The organism is Mesorhizobium sp. M4B.F.Ca.ET.017.02.2.1 (assembly GCF_003998955.1).
Taxonomy (GTDB): domain Bacteria; phylum Pseudomonadota; class Alphaproteobacteria; order Rhizobiales; family Rhizobiaceae; genus Mesorhizobium; species Mesorhizobium abyssinicae.
In genome coordinates, this window is sequence record NZ_RZOF01000112.1 from 1 (window position 1) to 16474 (window position 16474).

16 protein-coding genes are annotated in these 16474 nt (G+C 65.1%); 10 read left to right on the forward strand and 6 right to left on the reverse strand.

The window, feature by feature from the left end:
* A partial coding sequence (locus EN738_RS15635) for an NAD(P)H-dependent oxidoreductase (protein WP_145966854.1) occupies positions 1-326 on the reverse strand: 326 nt, incomplete at its 3' end.
* Positions 327-419: 93 nt separating this feature from the next.
* Between EN738_RS15635 and EN738_RS15640 the strand changes: the two genes are divergently transcribed.
* The gene (locus EN738_RS15640; protein WP_189605858.1) at positions 420-788 is read left to right on the forward strand and encodes a helix-turn-helix domain-containing protein; all 369 of its coding nucleotides are present in this window, start codon (positions 420-422) and stop codon (positions 786-788) included.
* A gap of 466 nt (positions 789-1254) precedes the next feature.
* On the opposite strand, the gene EN738_RS15645 is transcribed toward EN738_RS15640, so the two are convergent.
* On the reverse strand, positions 1255-1650 hold the full coding sequence (locus EN738_RS15645) for an acyl-CoA thioesterase (RefSeq protein ID WP_126058720.1): 396 nt from the start codon (positions 1648-1650) through the stop codon (positions 1255-1257).
* Between the two features lie 98 nt (positions 1651-1748).
* Complete coding sequence (locus EN738_RS15650; protein ID WP_127284480.1) at positions 1749-2690, reverse strand: phosphoribosylaminoimidazolesuccinocarboxamide synthase; 942 nt, start codon at positions 2688-2690, stop codon at positions 1749-1751.
* A 205-nt stretch (positions 2691-2895) separates the two neighbouring features.
* On the opposite strand from EN738_RS15650, the gene EN738_RS15655 reads away from it, so the two are divergent.
* The 3 genes from EN738_RS15655 to EN738_RS15665 are packed head-to-tail and all read left to right on the forward strand — an operon-like array spanning position 2896 to position 6640.
* Entirely contained in the window at positions 2896-4512 is a 1617-nt protein-coding gene (locus tag EN738_RS15655) for a GMC family oxidoreductase N-terminal domain-containing protein (protein ID WP_127284481.1), read from the forward strand.
* The gene (locus EN738_RS15660; RefSeq protein WP_127284482.1) at positions 4509-5720 is read left to right on the forward strand and encodes a mandelate racemase/muconate lactonizing enzyme family protein; all 1212 of its coding nucleotides are present in this window, start codon (positions 4509-4511) and stop codon (positions 5718-5720) included. Before EN738_RS15655 ends, EN738_RS15660 begins: the two co-directional genes overlap by 4 nt.
* The gene (locus EN738_RS15665) at positions 5717-6640 is read left to right on the forward strand and encodes an NAD(P)-dependent oxidoreductase (protein WP_127284483.1); all 924 of its coding nucleotides are present in this window, start codon (positions 5717-5719) and stop codon (positions 6638-6640) included. Before EN738_RS15660 ends, EN738_RS15665 begins: the two co-directional genes overlap by 4 nt.
* A 92-nt stretch (positions 6641-6732) precedes the next feature.
* Here the strand turns inward: EN738_RS15665 and EN738_RS15670 are convergent, their stop codons facing one another.
* On the reverse strand, positions 6733-7671 hold the full coding sequence (locus EN738_RS15670) for a diacylglycerol kinase family protein (RefSeq protein WP_127284484.1): 939 nt from the start codon (positions 7669-7671) through the stop codon (positions 6733-6735).
* Between the two features lie 800 nt (positions 7672-8471).
* On the opposite strand from EN738_RS15670, the gene EN738_RS15675 reads away from it, so the two are divergent.
* The 4 genes from EN738_RS15675 (at position 8472) to EN738_RS15690 (ending at position 11137) form a co-directional block, all read left to right on the forward strand.
* Positions 8472-9587, forward strand: coding sequence for a hypothetical protein (locus tag EN738_RS15675; protein WP_127284485.1), 1116 nt, complete (start codon positions 8472-8474; stop codon positions 9585-9587).
* A gap of 119 nt (positions 9588-9706) precedes the next feature.
* Entirely contained in the window at positions 9707-10219 is a 513-nt protein-coding gene (locus EN738_RS15680) for a hypothetical protein (RefSeq protein ID WP_127284486.1), read from the forward strand.
* Between the two features lie 122 nt (positions 10220-10341).
* Entirely contained in the window at positions 10342-10599 is a 258-nt protein-coding gene (locus EN738_RS15685; protein ID WP_126058713.1) for a SemiSWEET transporter, read from the forward strand.
* Positions 10600-10654: 55 nt separating this feature from the next.
* A complete protein-coding gene (locus tag EN738_RS15690; RefSeq protein ID WP_127284487.1) occupies positions 10655-11137 on the forward strand; it encodes a DUF2314 domain-containing protein in 483 nt (160 codons plus the stop codon).
* 107 nt (positions 11138-11244) lie between these two features.
* Here the strand turns inward: EN738_RS15690 and EN738_RS15695 are convergent, their stop codons facing one another.
* The gene (locus EN738_RS15695) at positions 11245-12216 is read right to left on the reverse strand and encodes a DUF3137 domain-containing protein (RefSeq protein ID WP_127284490.1); all 972 of its coding nucleotides are present in this window, start codon (positions 12214-12216) and stop codon (positions 11245-11247) included.
* A gap of 64 nt (positions 12217-12280) precedes the next feature.
* On the reverse strand, positions 12281-13327 hold the full coding sequence (locus EN738_RS15700) for a CapA family protein (protein ID WP_127284488.1): 1047 nt from the start codon (positions 13325-13327) through the stop codon (positions 12281-12283).
* Between the two features lie 116 nt (positions 13328-13443).
* Between EN738_RS15700 and EN738_RS15705 the strand changes: the two genes are divergently transcribed.
* On the forward strand, positions 13444-14694 hold the full coding sequence (locus EN738_RS15705) for a hypothetical protein (RefSeq protein WP_127284489.1): 1251 nt from the start codon (positions 13444-13446) through the stop codon (positions 14692-14694).
* 112 nt (positions 14695-14806) lie between these two features.
* Positions 14807-16474, forward strand: a 1668-nt coding sequence (locus EN738_RS15710; RefSeq protein WP_189605860.1) for a DEAD/DEAH box helicase family protein, incomplete at its 3' end; no start/stop codon positions are given.

Consider the following 16474-nt stretch of genomic DNA (forward strand, 5'->3'; position numbering starts at 1 on the left):
TTCTTGTTCCACTCGTTGGCTGCGTAGTCGATGGCGTTCTTCAGCACACCCGTCGGGCCGTGATTGTATTCGGCAGCGGTGAAGATGAAGCCGTCGAAAGAGGCGACCTTCTTCTGCCAGCGCTGCGCCACTTCGTTCTGCGACGGCGCCCAGGCGGAGGAAGCGACCTCGTCGAAGAACGGCAGCGGGAAGTCGCGCAGGTCGACGACTTCGACGTCGATGTCGGCATGCGCCTTGGCGATCTTGGCGATCCACTCGGTCGGCACGTCGGCGAAGCGCGCGGCGCGCGTCGAACCGACGACAATGGCGATTTTGGGCTTGGACATTTTGGGAGGCTCTCCTTGCGGGAAATTGTGGTATCGTTTGGATACCGGCGCTATATGAGATACCGCAAAAGCGAAGTGCAAGGAGGCACGTTTTTGTTACTGAGGCACCCGCATATCACCGAAGACTGCCGCGCCGTGTCGGAAATCCTGCAGCGCGTCGGCGACAAATGGACCGTTCTGGTGGTCGGCAAGCTCGGCAACGGACCGCTGCGCTTCAATGAACTTCGCGCCGCCGTCGGCGGCATTTCGCAGAAGATGCTGACCACCACATTGCGCGGTCTGGAGCGCGATGGCTTCGTCATCCGCACCGTCTTTCCGACCATCCCGCCGCGCGTCGACTACGAGCTGACAGAGCTTGGCCACGAGCTGTTGGTCCCCGTCAGCGCGCTCGGCGCATGGGCGCGCAGGAACACCGCCAGGGTCAGGGCCGCGCGCGAGAAATTCGACGGTCTGCACGGCTGAAAGCCTGTTGCCGCAAGGATTTTTGGCGCAAGGCCCGCGAAAGATGAACCTTCGTGCCGACCCGTTTTCTGGTCGGCCGCTGTGGCGTGTCCGTCCCGTTTTCAGCTTCCGGTGGATCGTCTCGCAGTCAGCCCGGCGGGCCGTCTGCTCGCGGCAATCGTCTGCGGTTTCTGGCCGGCGTCGCAACTTGATCGCCAGGCATTTTTCGCATGCGCCCGGCGGCTTGCCGATGACGCTATTTTGCGAAGCGCAAGAGAGCCCGGCATCGGCTTGCTTGATCTCGGTATAGGCAGTTGCGGCGAGCAGGCCGAACAGGCCCAGGACGGCTCCCGCAAGAGCACCGTTCAGCGTTCGTTGACGCATTGTCTTCCCCCAAGCCCGGGCGGACTTGCTCACGGAAATTTGCGCACGACTGTGAAGGAGCTCACGCAGCCCGCCGGCAGGGCCCTCGCCTGCCGGAGCCGGGTCAGCCTTCGGCCGGAACCGCCTTCGGCTTGCCCTCGCCGTCCAGCGCCACCATGACGAAATCGGCATGCGTGACCTTCTCCATCAGGTCGGAGAGATAGCGCTGCGCCCAGGCCTCGACCTTGAGCGCCATCGAGGTGCGGCCGACGCGCTCGACATGGGTGTAGATGCAGAGCGTGTCGCCGATCTTCATCGGCTTGGCGAAGGACATCTCCTTGACCGCCGCCGTCACCACGCGGCCCTTGGCGCGTTCGGCGGCGCGGATGCCGCAGGCAAGGTCCATCTGCGCCATTACCCAGCCGCCGAAGATATCGCCGGCCGCGTTGGCGTCCGAAGGCATGGCCAGCGTCCTCAGTGTCAGGTCACCGATCGGCCGTCCGTCCGCGTAGTGCACCATGCCAAAATCCCCGAGATCGATGACATGATCCCGTAGCGTCACCGCGCCGGCAGGTCAACGCGCCGCGGATGCTGTCGCAAGCAGCGGCTGGCTTGACCCTAAAAGTAGCGCTCGAGGTTCGCGCGGATGCGATCGAGCACGGTATCCCCGGAAACGTCGGGGGCGAATTCCTTGCCGGTGATCGCCTCATAGGCCTGCGCATAGACCCGCGAAGCCTGTTCGACGATCTCGTCCGGTATGGTCGGGATCGGCTCCCTGTAGGGGTCGCAGCGCGCCGCGACCCATGACCGGATAAAATCCTTGTCGAAGCTCTCGGGCCGTTCGCCGCTCGCAAAAGCCTGTTCGTAGCTGGCCGCGATCCAGTAGCGGCTGCTGTCCGGCGTGTGGATCTCGTCGGCCAGGATGATGGTCCCGTTTCTGTCGGTGCCGAATTCATATTTCGTGTCGGCGAGGATGAGCCCGCGTTCGGCGGCGCGCGCCTGGCCGCGGGCGAACAGCCGCAACGCGTAATCTGACACGGTATCCCACTGTGCTGGCGTAAGAAGCCCCTGATCGAGGATCTCTGCCTTCGACAGCGGCTCGTCATGGCCGCCATCCGAAGCCTTGCTCGTTGGCGTGATGACCGGCTCGGCCAGCTTCTCATTGTCGCGCAGGCCGTCCGGCAGGGTCATTCCATACATCACCCGTTCGCCCTTCCGGTACCGGGTCAGGATCGAGGTGCTGGTGGTTCCCGCCAGATAGCCGCGCACGACGATCTCGACCGGCAGGATATCGAGCCTTGTGCCGACGACGACGTTCGGGTCGGGATATTCCAGAACATGGTTCGGGCAGATATCGGCCGTTTCCTCGAACCAGTAGCGGGCGGTCTGGGTGAGGATCTCGCCCTTGAACGGGATCGAGGCCAGGATGATGTCGAAGGCGCTGAGACGGTCGGTGGCGATGATGATGCGCCTGCCGTCGGGCAGGTCGTAGTTTTCGCGGACCTTGCCCTTGTAGTAGCCTGGCAGTTCCGGGATGAAGGCATCGGAGAGGGTACGCATTTGGATCTCCTGCCTCCCGGGGATTGGTCGATGCCTTCGCATAAGCTCTCGACCCCGTGCATATCAAGCGGGATTGTCGGGTTATCCCGCTAGCCATCGCTATTGCGGCAGTCGTATTTTTCACAACCGATGCCGGAAGGCGCGGCGACGCGGCGAACCCGCCGCGTCTAGGCTGCGGCCAGATTACCGGAGCCGCCCACCAGTCATGCAGACCTATGATTTCATTATCGTCGGCTCCGGCTCGGCCGGTTCGGTGCTCGCCGAAAGACTGTCGGCCTCCGGCCGTTTCTCGGTCCTGGTGCTGGAGGCCGGCGGCACCGACCGCCGCTTCTACGTCCAGATGCCGCTCGGCTACGGCAAGACCTTCTTCGACCCGGCCGTCAACTGGAACTATAAAGCGGAGCCCGATCCTGGCCTTGGCGGCAATGCCGACCACTGGCCGCGCGGCAAGCTGCTCGGCGGCTCCAGCTCGATCAACGCCATGGTGTATATCAGGGGCGCGCGCGAGGATTTCGACGCCTGGGCGGCCGCCGGCAATCCAGGTTGGAGCTACGACCACCTGCTCCCCGCCTTCAAGGCGCTGGAGGACAATGAGGCCGGCGCCGACAGATGGCGCGGCGTCGGCGGTCCCTTGCACATCACCGACTGCGCAAATGCCGTCCACCCGCTGACGAAACGCTACCTTGCGGCAGCGCAGCAGGCCGGCCTGCCGCTCAATCCGGATTTCAACGGCGCTTCCCAGGAAGGCGTCGGCATCTACCAGATCACCACCAGGAACGGCCGCCGCATGTCGGCCGCCCGCGCTTTCCTGCGCCCGGCGATGAAGCGTGCCAATGTGCGCGTCGAGACAAACGCGCTGGCGACGAAAATCCTGTTCGAGGGCAAGCGCGCCGTCGGTGTCGAATATCAGCAGAACGGCGAGACCAGGACCGCGCACGCTGGCCGTGAGGTCATCCTGTCCGGCGGCTCCATCAACTCGCCGCAGCTGCTGCAGCTCTCCGGTGTCGGCCCGTCGGCGCTGCTCGGAGACCTCGGCATTCCGCTCGTCCACGCCAACGAGAATGTCGGCGCGAACCTGCAGGACCATGTCGGCATCAACTACACGTTCAAGGGCAGGCTGCCGACGCTCAACCAGATCCTGCGCCCCTGGTGGGGCAAGCTCATGGTCGGCATGCAGTACATCCTGTTCCGGTCCGGGCCGCTGTCGCTGTCGATGAACAATGCCGGCGGTTTCTTCCGCACCGACCCGACCCTGGCGCGGCCGAACATGCAGCTCTATTTCCAGGCCTTCTCCACCGTCATTCCGAAGAGCGGTGAGCGCCCGATCCTGACCCCCGACCCGTGGCCCGGCTTCTCGATCGGCCTTTCCAACTGCCGCCCGTCGAGCCGCGGCGAGATCATGATCCGCTCGAGCAATCCGCGCGACTATCCGCGGATCACGCCCAATGCCTATTCGACCAACGCCGATGTCGACGAGATGCTGGCGGCGGTGAAGTTCGTGCGCAAGATCGCCGCGATGCCGGCGATGGCCGAGATCATCGAGGAAGAGGTTTTGCCCGGTCCGTCAATCACTTCCGACGCCGACCTGATTCAGGATTTCAGGAAGCGCTCGGGCACCGTCTACCATCCGGTCTCGACCTGCCGCATGGGGCCGGACGCCGCGCGCGCCGTTGTCGATCCGCGCCTCAGGGTGCACGGGATTGCCGGCCTGCGCGTCATCGACGCCTCGATCTTTCCCGACAACATCACCGGCAACACCAACGCCGCCTCGATCCTGACCGGATGGAAGGGCGCCGAACTGGTTCTGGAGGATCAGAAATGAAGATCACCGACGTCAAGACCTGGGTTGTCGGCAACCCGCCGCCCGGCATCGGCGGCAAGTATTTCATCTTCGTCAAGCTCACCACCGATGGCGGCGTGGTCGGCTATGGCGAGGCCTACAATGCCACCTTCTCCGGCCACGTCACCGCCAGGATGATCGAGGACATGGCCGAGCGTTATCTTGTCGGCCGCGATCCGCACGACATCGAGAACCTGTTCCGTCGCATCTATTCCTCCGGCTTCACCCAGCGCCCGGACGTTTCCGGCATGGGCTGTTTCTCGGCGCTGGAAATGGCCTGCTGGGACATCATCGGCAAGGAAGCCGACAAGCCGGTCTACAAATTGCTCGGCGGCCAGGTGCACGAGACGCTGCGTTCCTACACCTATCTCTACCCGCACACCGGCAGCGTCCATTCCGAGGACGCGCGCGGCAGGAACGTCTACAACGACCCGGAATTGGCCGCCGCCTGCGCGCTCGAATATGTCGAGCAGGGCTTCAACGCGGTCAAGCTCGACCCGGCCGGCCCCTACACCGCTTTCGACGGCCACCAGCCGCGCCTAATCGACATCGACCTCTCCGCCCGCATGGTCAAGGCGATCCGCGAGGCCGTCGGAAACAGGGCGGACATCCTGTTCGGCACGCATGGCCAGTTCACCGCCTCGGGCGCGCTGCGTCTCGCCCGCGCCATCGAGCCCTATGACCCGCTGTGGTTCGAGGAGCCGGTGCCACCCGATATGCCCGAAGTGATGGCGCAGGTCGCCCGCGCGACCTCCATCCCCATCGCAACCGGCGAGCGGCTGACGACCAAATTCGAGTTCGCCCGCGTCATCGAGAACCGCGCCGCGACCATCCTGCAGCCCGACCTCGGCCGCTCCGGCGGCATCCTGGAAACCAAGAAGATCGCCGCCATGGCCGAGGCCTACCACATCCAGGTCGCGCCGCACTGTTATTGCGGTCCGATCGTCGGCGCCGCCAACATCCAGCTGGCGGTGACGCTGCCCAACTTCCTGATCCTGGAATCGCTGAAGCAGTGGGACGGTTTTCATGCCACGCTGCTGAAGAAGAAGATCGAGTGGCAGGACGGCAACGTCATTCCTTCGAAGGAGCCCGGCCTCGGCGTCGAGCTCGACGAGGCGGTTTGCGACGCGCATCCCTACAGCGGCAAGGACCTGCATCTGCAGATGATGCAGACGCCGTTGATGCCGTGAGCGAGCGGCCCGCTTACGCCTTCGTCGGCCTAGGCCATCTCGGCGGCCACCTCGCCGCCAGCCTGGTCCGCAATGGTTTCGACGTCACCGTCGTTGACCGCGACCCGGCAGCCGTCGAGCGCCTGGTGGGCCTCGGCGCCAATGCCGCGAACAGCCCGGCCGAGGCCGCCGCCCGCGCCGGCAATGCCATCTCTTGCCTGCCATCGCCCAAGGTCAGCGAGACAGTGCTCGCCGGTCCCGGCGGATTGCTCGAAGGCCTGCCGGCTGGCGGCGCCTGGATCGAGATGTCGACCAACGGCCGCGACGAGATCGTGCGGCTCGCGGCCCTGGCGTCGGCGAAGGGAATCGAGACGCTGGAATGCCCGGTCACCGGCGGCGTGCATCTGGCGGCGGCGGGAAAGATCACCGCGCTGGTCGGCGGCGACGGCGCGCTTTACGAGCGGCACCGGCCGGCCATCGAGGCGATGTGCGCAAAATCCTTCCTGATGGGTCCGATCGGCTCGGCGGCGGTGATCAAGGTCATCACCAACATGCTGGCCTTCATCCATCTCGTCGCCGCCGGCGAGGCGCTGATGCTGGCCAAACAGGGCGGACTCGACCTCGCCCAAACCTACCACGCCATCGTCGCCTCCTCGGGCAACAGTTTTGTCCACGAGACCGAAAGCCAGCTGGTGCTTAACGGATCCTACGATATCGGCTTCACCATGGACCTGGCGCTGAAGGACCTCGGCTTCGCGCTGCGCATGGGCAAGGATTTCGGCGTGCCGCTCGATCTCGCCGCCCGCGTCAACGCGATCTTCGAGCAAGGCAAGGAGGCCTATGGCGGCAGCGCCTGGTCGACGCAGATCGTCAAGCTGCTCGAGGATGCGGTCGGTACCGACCTGCGCGCGCCCGGATTCCCGGCCAGGCTGGAAATCTGAGGCGGCTAAACTTTACGAGCGATTTCAGCGAATTGGGTGGCTCGCCGGAATCAGACCGGCAACCGCCTGAATCAATTCCTCAACGTCTTGATTCAGTATCTGAGCGTCAGCGCGTTGGGCAGGATCTCGAACGTCGCCGGAATCCGGCCCGGCGACTCGCCGTCTATGTCGACCAGCGCGCCGTTCTTTTCCACATCGCCGAGCGGTTCGACAACCACTTTCTTGCCGCGCAGGATGGTGATCGCCGGATGGTTGCGGTGCCGTCCGCCATAGAGCAGCCGGATGTCGAGGATCAGCCTCAGCTTGCTCGCCGCGCGCAGGATGACGATGTCGAAGGCGCCGTCGCCGAGTTCCGCGTCGGGCGCGATCATCATGCCGCCGCCGAAGAACTTTCCGTTGGCGACCGCCACCAGCGCCATGCGCGCCTCGACCGGCGCGCCGTCGTCGACGGTGATCCTGACGTCCTGGAAGCGGTAGCGCATGAACTCCAGAACCGTGCGCCAGAAGAACAGCGCCTTGGCCGAGACCTTGCCCTTGCGCTTGTCGGCGTTGACCGCGCGGTCCGTCGCCCCCGAGAGGCCCAGGCTGGCGATGTTGATGAAGTGGCGGCTGGCCAGCGCGCCATGATCGTCGATGTAGCAGATGCGCCCTGCATCGACCTTGCGCGGCTTGGCTTCGGCGATGTGCTTCAGCGTGGCATCGATGTCGCGCGGCAGGCCGAGCCCGCGAGCAAAGTCGATGCCGGTGCCGCAAGGCAAGAGGCCGAGCTCGCATATCCGGCCGGTTTCATCGAACGCCTGCAGCAGTCCGTCCGCCGTTTCGCTCGCCGTGCCGTCGCCTCCCGCCGCAATGACCAGATCGAAGCCGCTGGCAGCGAGGTCGAGCGCCAGCCTTTCGGCGTCGCCTTCGGCCTGTGTCTCGCGCAGCTCGAAATCGCCGAAATGCTTCTTGAGCGAAGCACTGACCTCCGGCCAGTGCCGTTTCAGCCGGCCGCCGCCCGCAATCGGATTGAGAACAACCCCGACCTTCAAGCAACCTCCCCTGAAGGAATCACAGGAGCGCTTGCACCTGGAATCCTTTGTCGGCATTGAAGCCCGCGCCGCCTCGCGGGGCAAGCGCCGAATGTCCGGCAATGCCGGATCAGGCGCAACGCGGCCGCGTTTCGCGCCTCTTTCGTCGGCTTCCCGAAAAATTCCTGCGCCGCCTTGGCTTGGTCCCCGATAATCCCGCTATCCACAGGCTGGGGGCAGTTCCCCAAAACCCTTACCCGGCGTACGTTGAACCCATCTCAGGCGGCTACCGATCGCCCAGCCGAAAGGCAAAGCGGAAAGGCGGATTTCCTGAGGCCCGTACGGTCCAGAACGAGAGCAGGCTTGCCTGTTGGAGGGACGGATGTCGGCGGGGCCGCGGAAAGCGTGCGAACGCCAACGGCGGACCGATGCTGCCATGAAGGCCGGTGAAAACCTTCGATGGCACGCTGGGCGAAGCCCGCAAGGGTGGAGACCGGCGGGGTCTGGAACGGGCGCTGCCCTCGGGTGGCGACTGGCAGGACCGTCAAAATCAAGGCCGGCTTGGCGCGACATCTTTCGGGAGTTGCTGCCGCGACCGTGTCCTGATCTGACAGGGAGGCGCTGGGAGAAATCCCAGCGCCGACTGTTTTTTGGGCTTTCCCTTTCGCAACGGGCGCCGGAATCGGCTAACGTTCCATGTCGATTGAAGGGGACGCTTCATGACGCTGTTCTGGAGGCCTGCCATCGCCCATGCCACAGGACGGCCGAGGTTCGCGCGGGCAAGGCGCGGCCACGACCCCTTCGCCATGGCCTGAACGGCCATGATCCTGCTCCGCTGGCTGAGACGCATCGTCAAGACGATCCTCTGGCTGGCGGTCATCGTCGTGCTCATCCCGGTGGCCGGGCTGGCCTACGGTTTCCTGACCACCTCGTCGCTCACGCCCTTGGAGGGTGTCACCGACGGCGCCCCGCCAAACCCCCTCGCGAAAAAGGTCCGCGCCGAAATCCCCGGCTACCAGCATCCGCGGCAAGCCACCTATCTCGCCTATCCGTACTGGACGGTCATCTACGCGGCCCGCGACTATGCCGGCTTCGTCGCCAAAGACCAGCCGAGCGGCTTTCCCTACTGGTCCTATATCGGCCGCTTCTGGCAGGACTATGCGACGATGATCCGCGCCAGTTCGGGGAGCGAATTCAACGTCGCCGATCACCGGACGCAGGTCGTCATCGGCATCGGCCAGACCGTCGAGCTGGCACTGCAATGGGCCTATGAAAACACGGTTGGCCGCATCACCGAGGCGGTCGCCGGCAGGCGCACAGCGACCGACGGCTACCAGGCCAGGATGGCGAATGAATACGCCGGCTTCCTCGACCGGGCGCCGTGGTACCAATTCCCCTATGCCGAAAAGCGCGCCGGACTGTTCGGCGTCCAGCCGGCGCCGGGCGATGGCGCCGTACGCAGCGGCGAGCGCAAGCTCGCCTTCGGCCTCGCCGACACCGTCAAGCAGGTCTATGCCGGGTTCGTCAGCGCTACATTTGCCCCGGCCTCCGATCCGGCCGGCATACATGTCTGGGCCAAGGGGCCGGTCGGCGAGGCGACGCGCGACGAGCCGGACACTTTGCTCGAGCGTGATTTCGGCGCCGATGGCACGGTCTTCGTCACCGGGGACGGTCAGCTCAGCGAGATGGTCCCGCGCCTGATCGACAAGGGCGTTTCCTTCGTCGAGATCGGCGGCAATGACGAGATCATGCTCACCGTGCTTTCGCCAGCCGAGATCGCCATGCCTGAAGGGACGCGTGCCCTGTTCAGCTATCCGCTCCCGACCGATCCGGACACGCGCCGCACCGGCCTGACCGTCGCCGTGCGCAAGCTGCATGTGGCGCTGCCGGCGCTGATAAAAGCCGGTGCCAGGCTCGAGCACGTGTACGACGGTTGAGGCTTTTCAGTCACAGCTGAGCCTCGGAAACATTCCGTCACGCACAAATCACAATCGTGGCCAAATCCCGCCTTGTTCCCCGGCGACTGGTCATTTGGGAACGAATCCGAGGACAGACCGTGATCAAGACCGCCCTTGTCGCCATGACCATCGTCGGCTGCGACTGCGACGCAAAGCTTTGCGAGTATATCGGCGAAACGCCGGCCAAGTGGGCGACGTTCGCCGATTGCGAAGCGGCGATGAAAAGCCAGATGCTGCACGAGCGAAACTTCAACTATCCGCTGGTCTCAGGCATCTGCCGCGCCAAGGGTTCGGCGTCTTCCTCCGAACTCGCCGCGACGGCCTCGAAGCCCGACCTGACGCCCACGCAGGCCACGGTCGATCCGCTGCCGCCCGAGCTCAGCCACCGCCCCAGCGTCCCCGTCGGCTCGCCGGCCACGGTGGCGGAAACCGAAGCCGCAAAGCCGGTCGCCTATGAAGCGGCGGTCAATGGCGGCAGCGCGGTGCTCTACCGCACCAAGGCCGGCTACGCAGTGGTCAAGACCGATCTCAGCCGGGCCGCGTCCGCGACGGTCGGCATGGCCAGGCGATCGGCGGACTGGCTGTCCGGGATCGTGCCGAGCGGACTTTAAGCAACAAAGCGGGGCGACCCGCTTTGTTTCATTGGTCCAGCGGCGCTGCCCGCTTCCCAGGACTCGGTCGATCTGCCATAGGACGCACCGCACATCAGGTGCTTGCTCGAAAGTTCCCGCCCTTGCATCCCGCAATCGAAATCATCGGCGCGTTTGCCGCCCTCATCACCACGCTTGGCTGGATTCCGCAGGTCGCCAAGGTCGCGCGCGAACGCCGCGCCGGCGACATCTCGCTGTTCGCCACCGGCTCCATCGCCACCGGCGTCTTCTTGTGGACCCTTTACGGCCTGCTGATCGGCTCCTGGCCGGTCATCCTCGCCAATGGCGTCACCTTCCTGTTCGTGATCGCCATCCTCGGCATGAAGCTGCGCTTCGGTTGAAAACCGGCACTTGATGCACGATGATGCCGGCCTTCCGGGGTGGAGGGGTCGTTGCATGAAGGTCTTAGCCCGCGCGGTGCTGTCCCTGATGCTGGCGTTTGCGCCCGCGCATGTTCAGGCGCAAGGCGACGACAAGACCGTCATCGTGCGGTCGGACGATCCCGAGATGACGGCGGCGATAGAACAGGCTCGAGCCAGCCTGGATGACTTCCTGGCCTTGTCCGAGGCCCCGCCGCCAGGAACCGACAAATTCAAACTGAAGGTGATGATCGTCGATGGCGATGCGACGGAGCATTTCTGGGTCATCCCCTTCAAGCGCACCGCCTCCGGCTTTGCCGGCATTTTGGCCAACGAGCCCGAGATCGTCCAAAATGTCGTCTACGGCCAGTATATCGAATTCTCCCGCGACGACATTTCCGACTGGGGTTACATCAGGGACGGCCATCAGGTCGGCAGCTACACCGTCTGCGTGATGCTGAAGAAGATGTCCGAGCAGGATGCGGATGATTTGCGCAGCAATTACGGCTTCGACTGCTGAGAGCCAATGCATGTCGCGCAAAAGTGTGCAGCGGTTTTGCGAAAACGACATGCATAAAAACAAGACCTAAAGCGCGTCGCCTGGATCCGTTTCCAGCGCGACGCGCTTTAGCCCGCCGCGTCGTCCGCGGCGCCGATCTTGCGCACTAGCGCCGCCGTCGCCAGCATGGCGCCGAGATCTGCGATCATCGGCGCGATATGGGTCTGGTAGTCGATCGGCACGGAGATGTCCGGCAGCTCGAAGAAATTCTTGCTGCGCGGCATGAGCAGGAAGCCGTCGCTGCCGTTGAGCGCGATGCGGGCCTGGTCATATGGCCATGTCTCGCCGAGCCAGGTCAGCGCGCTGGCCAGGCGTCCGGTGACCAGCGGCCTCGCCGCGTCGACATTGTCGGTGCGAAACTCGTAGCTGGCGTCGAGTTCCGGCACGCCGCAGGCCAGTTCCTGCAGCTTGCTGGAGAACATGCCGCGGAAGAAGCCGACCACCTTGCCGGCCTTGCGCGCCGCAACCAGCATGCCTGGGAACGGCTCGATGGTCTCGAAGGCGACGATGACGCCCTTGAAGACCGTCTGCTGGCTCTTGCCTGAGCCCTCCGTCAGCTTCGCCTCGTAGAGCTCGAAAGGGAAATTCTCGTAGCGGCCCGATATGATGTCGTCGAAGCTCTGCCGGTTGAACGCCCCGATCGTCTCCCGCGGCAGCCGGTCGAAGGAATTCGGCCGCACGCCATGCTGGTAGCGCACATCGCGGACGAAGCCGAAGATCATCGGCAGAACCGTATCGCGGAACGATTGCTGCAGCCTGGTCGCCGGTCTCACCGCCTGGAAATAAAGCAGCACCGCCGCACCGAAGCCGCCGACATAGAGGAAGACGTGCGGGGTCGAGAACCATTGCTCGTTGGGGTCGGCGGCCGCGTTGAACAGCCAGGCGACAAGCGCCACGAACACCAGCACCAGGCCGACGAACAGCGGCACCCGCCAGCGGACCTGCCGGTAGGTTGAAGCCCGCTTCGCCTCATAGGCCTCGATGTCTTTCCTGATGCCGGCGATCACCGCCTCGCTCGGCATGAAATCCGCCGCTTCCATCGCCACCCCCGCCGCAGAGACCGTGCCTCGTGCGGCCATGATAGCGGCTTTTGCGCAAAAGTCGTCAGGCCTCGGCCGGCTCGCCGAAGATCGCCTTGAGCCGGCCCTCGACCTTGCCGCGCAGTCGGCCCTTGAGCTCTTCGACAGGGACCAGCCGCTCATGGCCGCCGAGGCGCTGCCGCATGAAGGGATGCAGCCGGTAGGCCGCTATGGCGCCGCGCATGCCGAGGTCGGCGCCGACATCGACAACGAGGATGGAGCCGATGCGTCCCGGCCATGGCTGGCGGGCAAAGGCCGTGCCGAGAAAATCGCCGAGCCCGTAGGCGACAAGCGTCTTGCCGATCCGCTCCATCGGCTGCACGACATGGGCGTGATGGCCGGCGACAAGACCGACGCCCTGACTCGCTAGTTGTCCGGCCAGCGACCGTGTCTCCGGTCTTGGAAAGTGCTGGAACTCCCAGCCCCAATGCGGCACGGCGCAGACGAGGTCGACGTCCCTGGCCGCGTCGCGCGGCCCCGGATCGCTTCGCATCGACACGCGGCTCGCGAACGGCGCGGCGTCGGCATTGCGCCACTGCGTGAAGGCGAAGAGGCCTATGGTCAGCGGTCCGACCGCGAACCGCTCGATCGGCGCCTTCGCGGCAGTGCCGATGCTGCGGACACCAAGCCGCTTCAGCGTCCGGACGGTCTCCTCGAAACCCGCGACGCCCTGGTCGAGCATGTGGTTGTTGGCCAACGACAGGACGAGTTTCTCGCGCGCAATGCCGACCGCCGCCAGGGCGTCGGCAAGGAAGCGCTCCGTCATCGCATGATGCGTGCCGAGCCTTGTGCCCATCACGGCGCTTGGCCGCTCGACGACGGGACTTTCGCAATTGCCGACCACCAGGTCGGCGGAGGCGAGCAGCGCCGCGAGGGCCGGATCGCACTCCGGCGCACTGCGGTTGGCGACCGCCGAGATGTCGCCGAGGAAGGCCAGCCGCACCTTCCGCGCCGGCGGCGGCTCGATCAGCGTCGCGGCCGGCGGCGCAAAGCCTCGCGCCTCGCCGCCGAGCGACGGCCGCAGGAAGCGCGGCAGCCAGGACAGTTTGTAGGAGAGCGGATAGTTCGACACGCAATGCCCATTCGTTTGCCCTGTGTAGACCGTCTGCCCGGCAGGAGGAAGCAGCAGACGAAGCGCCGCAAATCTGTGTATTCTCGCCGATGGAAGACCCGACGGGAGGATCCGAAATGACCCGATTGCCGAGCCTTGTCGCATCTGCGCTCATTCTGCTCCTGCCGCTTGCTTCTCCTTGCGCGGCTGCCCCCGATCCCGCTTCGCTGTTCGAGGCCAAGACCGTCACCGAGCGCAACAGCGCGCTCGCCGCGCTTGAGGCAGCCGCGCCCAGCGATCCGGCATCGGCATACGCCGCCGGCGCCGGCGAATTCTTCACCGCGCTGGAGATCCTGGCCGGCGGCCTGCATCGCCACGGCTTCGAAAGCCCGCAATCCTTCATGCTGCCCTTGATGCGGTTGCCGGTGCCGGACAACCCCAATCCCGAGCCGCTCACCTATGAGAAATTCCGCGCCATACTGGTCGCCTTCCGCGACCGGCTGCAGAAATCCGCCGCCACGCTGGGCTCCCTGCCGGCCGATGCCGATATTGGCATGGTCATCGATCTCACCCGTCTCGGCATCGACCTCAACGAGGACGGCAATATCGCCCCGGACGAGAGTGCCGCGGCGATCATGGCCGCGCTGTCGCGCAGCGGCGCCCCGGACGGGCCGGCGCCGTCGCTGACCTTCCGCTTCGATCGCGCCGACGGCTACTGGCTGCAGGGCTATGCCGAGTTCCTGATGGCGCAGGCCGACTTCTGGCTGGCGCATGATTTCAAGACCATGTTCGACGGCTCGTTCCACATGCTGTTCCCGCGCGCCAAACTGCCGCTGCAGGACGTGCTGGTGCCGCCGGACGGCGGCATGAGCGGCTCGATCTTCGCTTCCGAATGGCGCTTCGTCGACTTCATCTCGCTGGTGCATCTGGTCAACTGGCCGGTGGTCGAGCCGGAACGCCGGCAGGCCGCGCGCCGCCATCTGCTGGAGATGATCCGGCTGTCGCGCGAGGACTGGAAGGCGATCCGCGCCGAGACCGACAACGACCGCGAATGGCTGCCCGGTCCAAAGCAGAAGGGCCCCAACCCGCTCACCGGCCTCGAAGTCGGCGAGGAACAGGTGACGGCCTGGCTCGCCACGCTCGACATGGCCGAGGACCTGCTCGAAGGCCGCGTGCTGCTGCCGCATTTCCGCATCGCCGGCAAGGGCATCAACATGAAGCGCTTCTTCGACGAACCGAAGACGTTCGACCTGGTGCTGTCGATCACCGGCCCAGCCATCGCGCCCTATTTCGAGAGCGGCAGGATCCTGACCGGCGACGACTTCGACCAGATCCAGCGCGAGTTCGGCGGCGCCGGCTTCCTGACCTTCGCGCTGTGGTTCAATTGAGGCACAGGCCCGCCACCGCTCCTGACAGCCTGCTGTCAGGAGCATCGGTGGCGGGTGCGTGCCCCGTCACTCCGCTCTTTCCATTTCGGGCGAGTCCTCCCATATTCGGGCCATGGCCAAACTCTCCGACAAGAAAACGCCGTCGCAGGCGCAGGACGACCGTGGCGCGCCGAAGCGGCGCAGCCCGCTGACTGAATTCCTCGACGTCGCCGAACCGCTCGAGCCCAAGGGCTTTTCCGAAGCACCACAGGCCGAGTTCTCCGGCGCGCCATTGACCGGCTCGATCGCCGACTGGGCCGGCCAGATCGAGCGCGAGGCGGAGAAGCAGCCTAAGGCGAAAGCACCCAAGAAGATCCCTGAACGCTCGTCCGCGCCCGGGCGCACGGCGCGCGGCACCTCGATGGGCGGCGCGGCGTCGGCCAAGGAGCGTACGGCCGCGGGGCTCAACCCGGTCGCCGGCCTCGACATCAGCTTGGAGGATGCCGAGTCGATTTCGTCCGGCGGCGTCACCGCCACGGTGGCCGCGCTGTCGGCGCTGATCGAGTCCGGCAATCCGCTGCACAAGGACGGCGTGCTGTGGACGCCGCACCGCCCTACCCGCCCAGAAAAGTCGGAAGGCGGCATCGCCATCAAGATGGTGTCGGATTTCGAGCCGGCCGGCGACCAGCCGACGGCGATCAAGGACCTGGTCGAAGGCGTCGATCAGAACGATCGCACCCAGGTGCTGCTCGGCGTTACCGGCTCAGGCAAGACCTTCACCATGGCCAAGGTGATCGAGGAGACGCAGCGCCCTGCCCTGATCCTGGCGCCGAACAAGACGCTGGCCGCGCAGCTCTACGCCGAGTTCAAGAAGTTCTTCCCCGAAAACGCCGTCGAGTATTTCGTCTCCTACTACGACTACTACCAGCCCGAGGCCTATGTGCCCCGGACCGACACCTATATCGAGAAAGAATCCTCGATCAACGAGCAGATCGACCGCATGCGCCACTCGGCGACGCGCTCGCTGCTGGAACGCGACGACGTCATCATCGTCGCTTCGGTCTCCTGCATCTACGGTATCGGCTCGGTCGAGACCTATACGGCGATGACCTTCCAGATGCAGATCGGCGACCGGCTCGACCAGCGCGCTCTGCTCGCCGATCTCGTTGCCCAACAATACAAGCGCCAGGACATCAACTTCGTCCGCGGCTCTTTTCGCGTGCGCGGTGACACGATCGAGATCTTCCCGGCTCACTTGGAAGATCGCGCCTGGCGCATCTCCATGTTCGGCGACGAGATCGAGCAGATCACCGAGTTCGACCCGCTGACCGGGCAGAAGACCGGCGAGCTGAAAAGCGTCAAGATCTACGCCAACTCGCACTACGTGACGCCGCGCCCGACCTTGAATCAGGCCATCAAGTCGATCAAGGAAGAGCTCAAGCACCGCCTGCAAGAGCTTGAAAAGGCTGGCCGTCTGCTGGAGGCGCAGCGGCTGGAGCAGCGCACCCGCTTCGACCTGGAGATGCTGGAGGCGACCGGCTCCTGCGCCGGCATCGAGAACTATTCGCGCTACCTGACCGGCCGCCAGCCGGGCGATCCGCCGCCGACGCTGTTCGAATATGTGCCCGACAATGCGCTGATCTTCATCGACGAAAGCCACGTCACCGTGCCGCAGATCGGCGGCATGTATCGCGGCGACTTCCGCCGCAAGGCGACGCTGGCCGAGTACGGTTTCCGCTTGCCATCCTGCATGGACAACCGGCCGCTGCGCTTCGAGGAATGGGACGCCATGCAGCCTCCG

Bases quoted from the DNA above. Each gene is read 5' to 3' on its own strand.
- EN738_RS15705 (WP_127284489.1), top strand. From the start codon at position 13,444: ATGACCCGATTGCCGAGCCTTGTCGCATCTGCGCTCATTCTGCTCCTG.
- EN738_RS15690 (WP_127284487.1), top strand. From the start codon at position 10,655: ATGAAGGTCTTAGCCCGCGCGGTGCTGTCCCTGATGCTGGCGTTTGCG.
- EN738_RS15650 (WP_127284480.1), bottom strand. From the start codon at position 2,690: ATGCGTACCCTCTCCGATGCCTTCATCCCGGAACTGCCAGGCTACTAC.
- EN738_RS15695 (WP_127284490.1), bottom strand. From the start codon at position 12,216: ATGGAAGCGGCGGATTTCATGCCGAGCGAGGCGGTGATCGCCGGCATC.
- EN738_RS15655 (WP_127284481.1), top strand. From the start codon at position 2,896: ATGCAGACCTATGATTTCATTATCGTCGGCTCCGGCTCGGCCGGTTCG.
- EN738_RS15675 (WP_127284485.1), top strand. From the start codon at position 8,472: ATGATCCTGCTCCGCTGGCTGAGACGCATCGTCAAGACGATCCTCTGG.
- EN738_RS15645 (WP_126058720.1), bottom strand. From the start codon at position 1,650: ATGGTGCACTACGCGGACGGACGGCCGATCGGTGACCTGACACTGAGG.
- EN738_RS15660 (WP_127284482.1), top strand. From the start codon at position 4,509: ATGAAGATCACCGACGTCAAGACCTGGGTTGTCGGCAACCCGCCGCCC.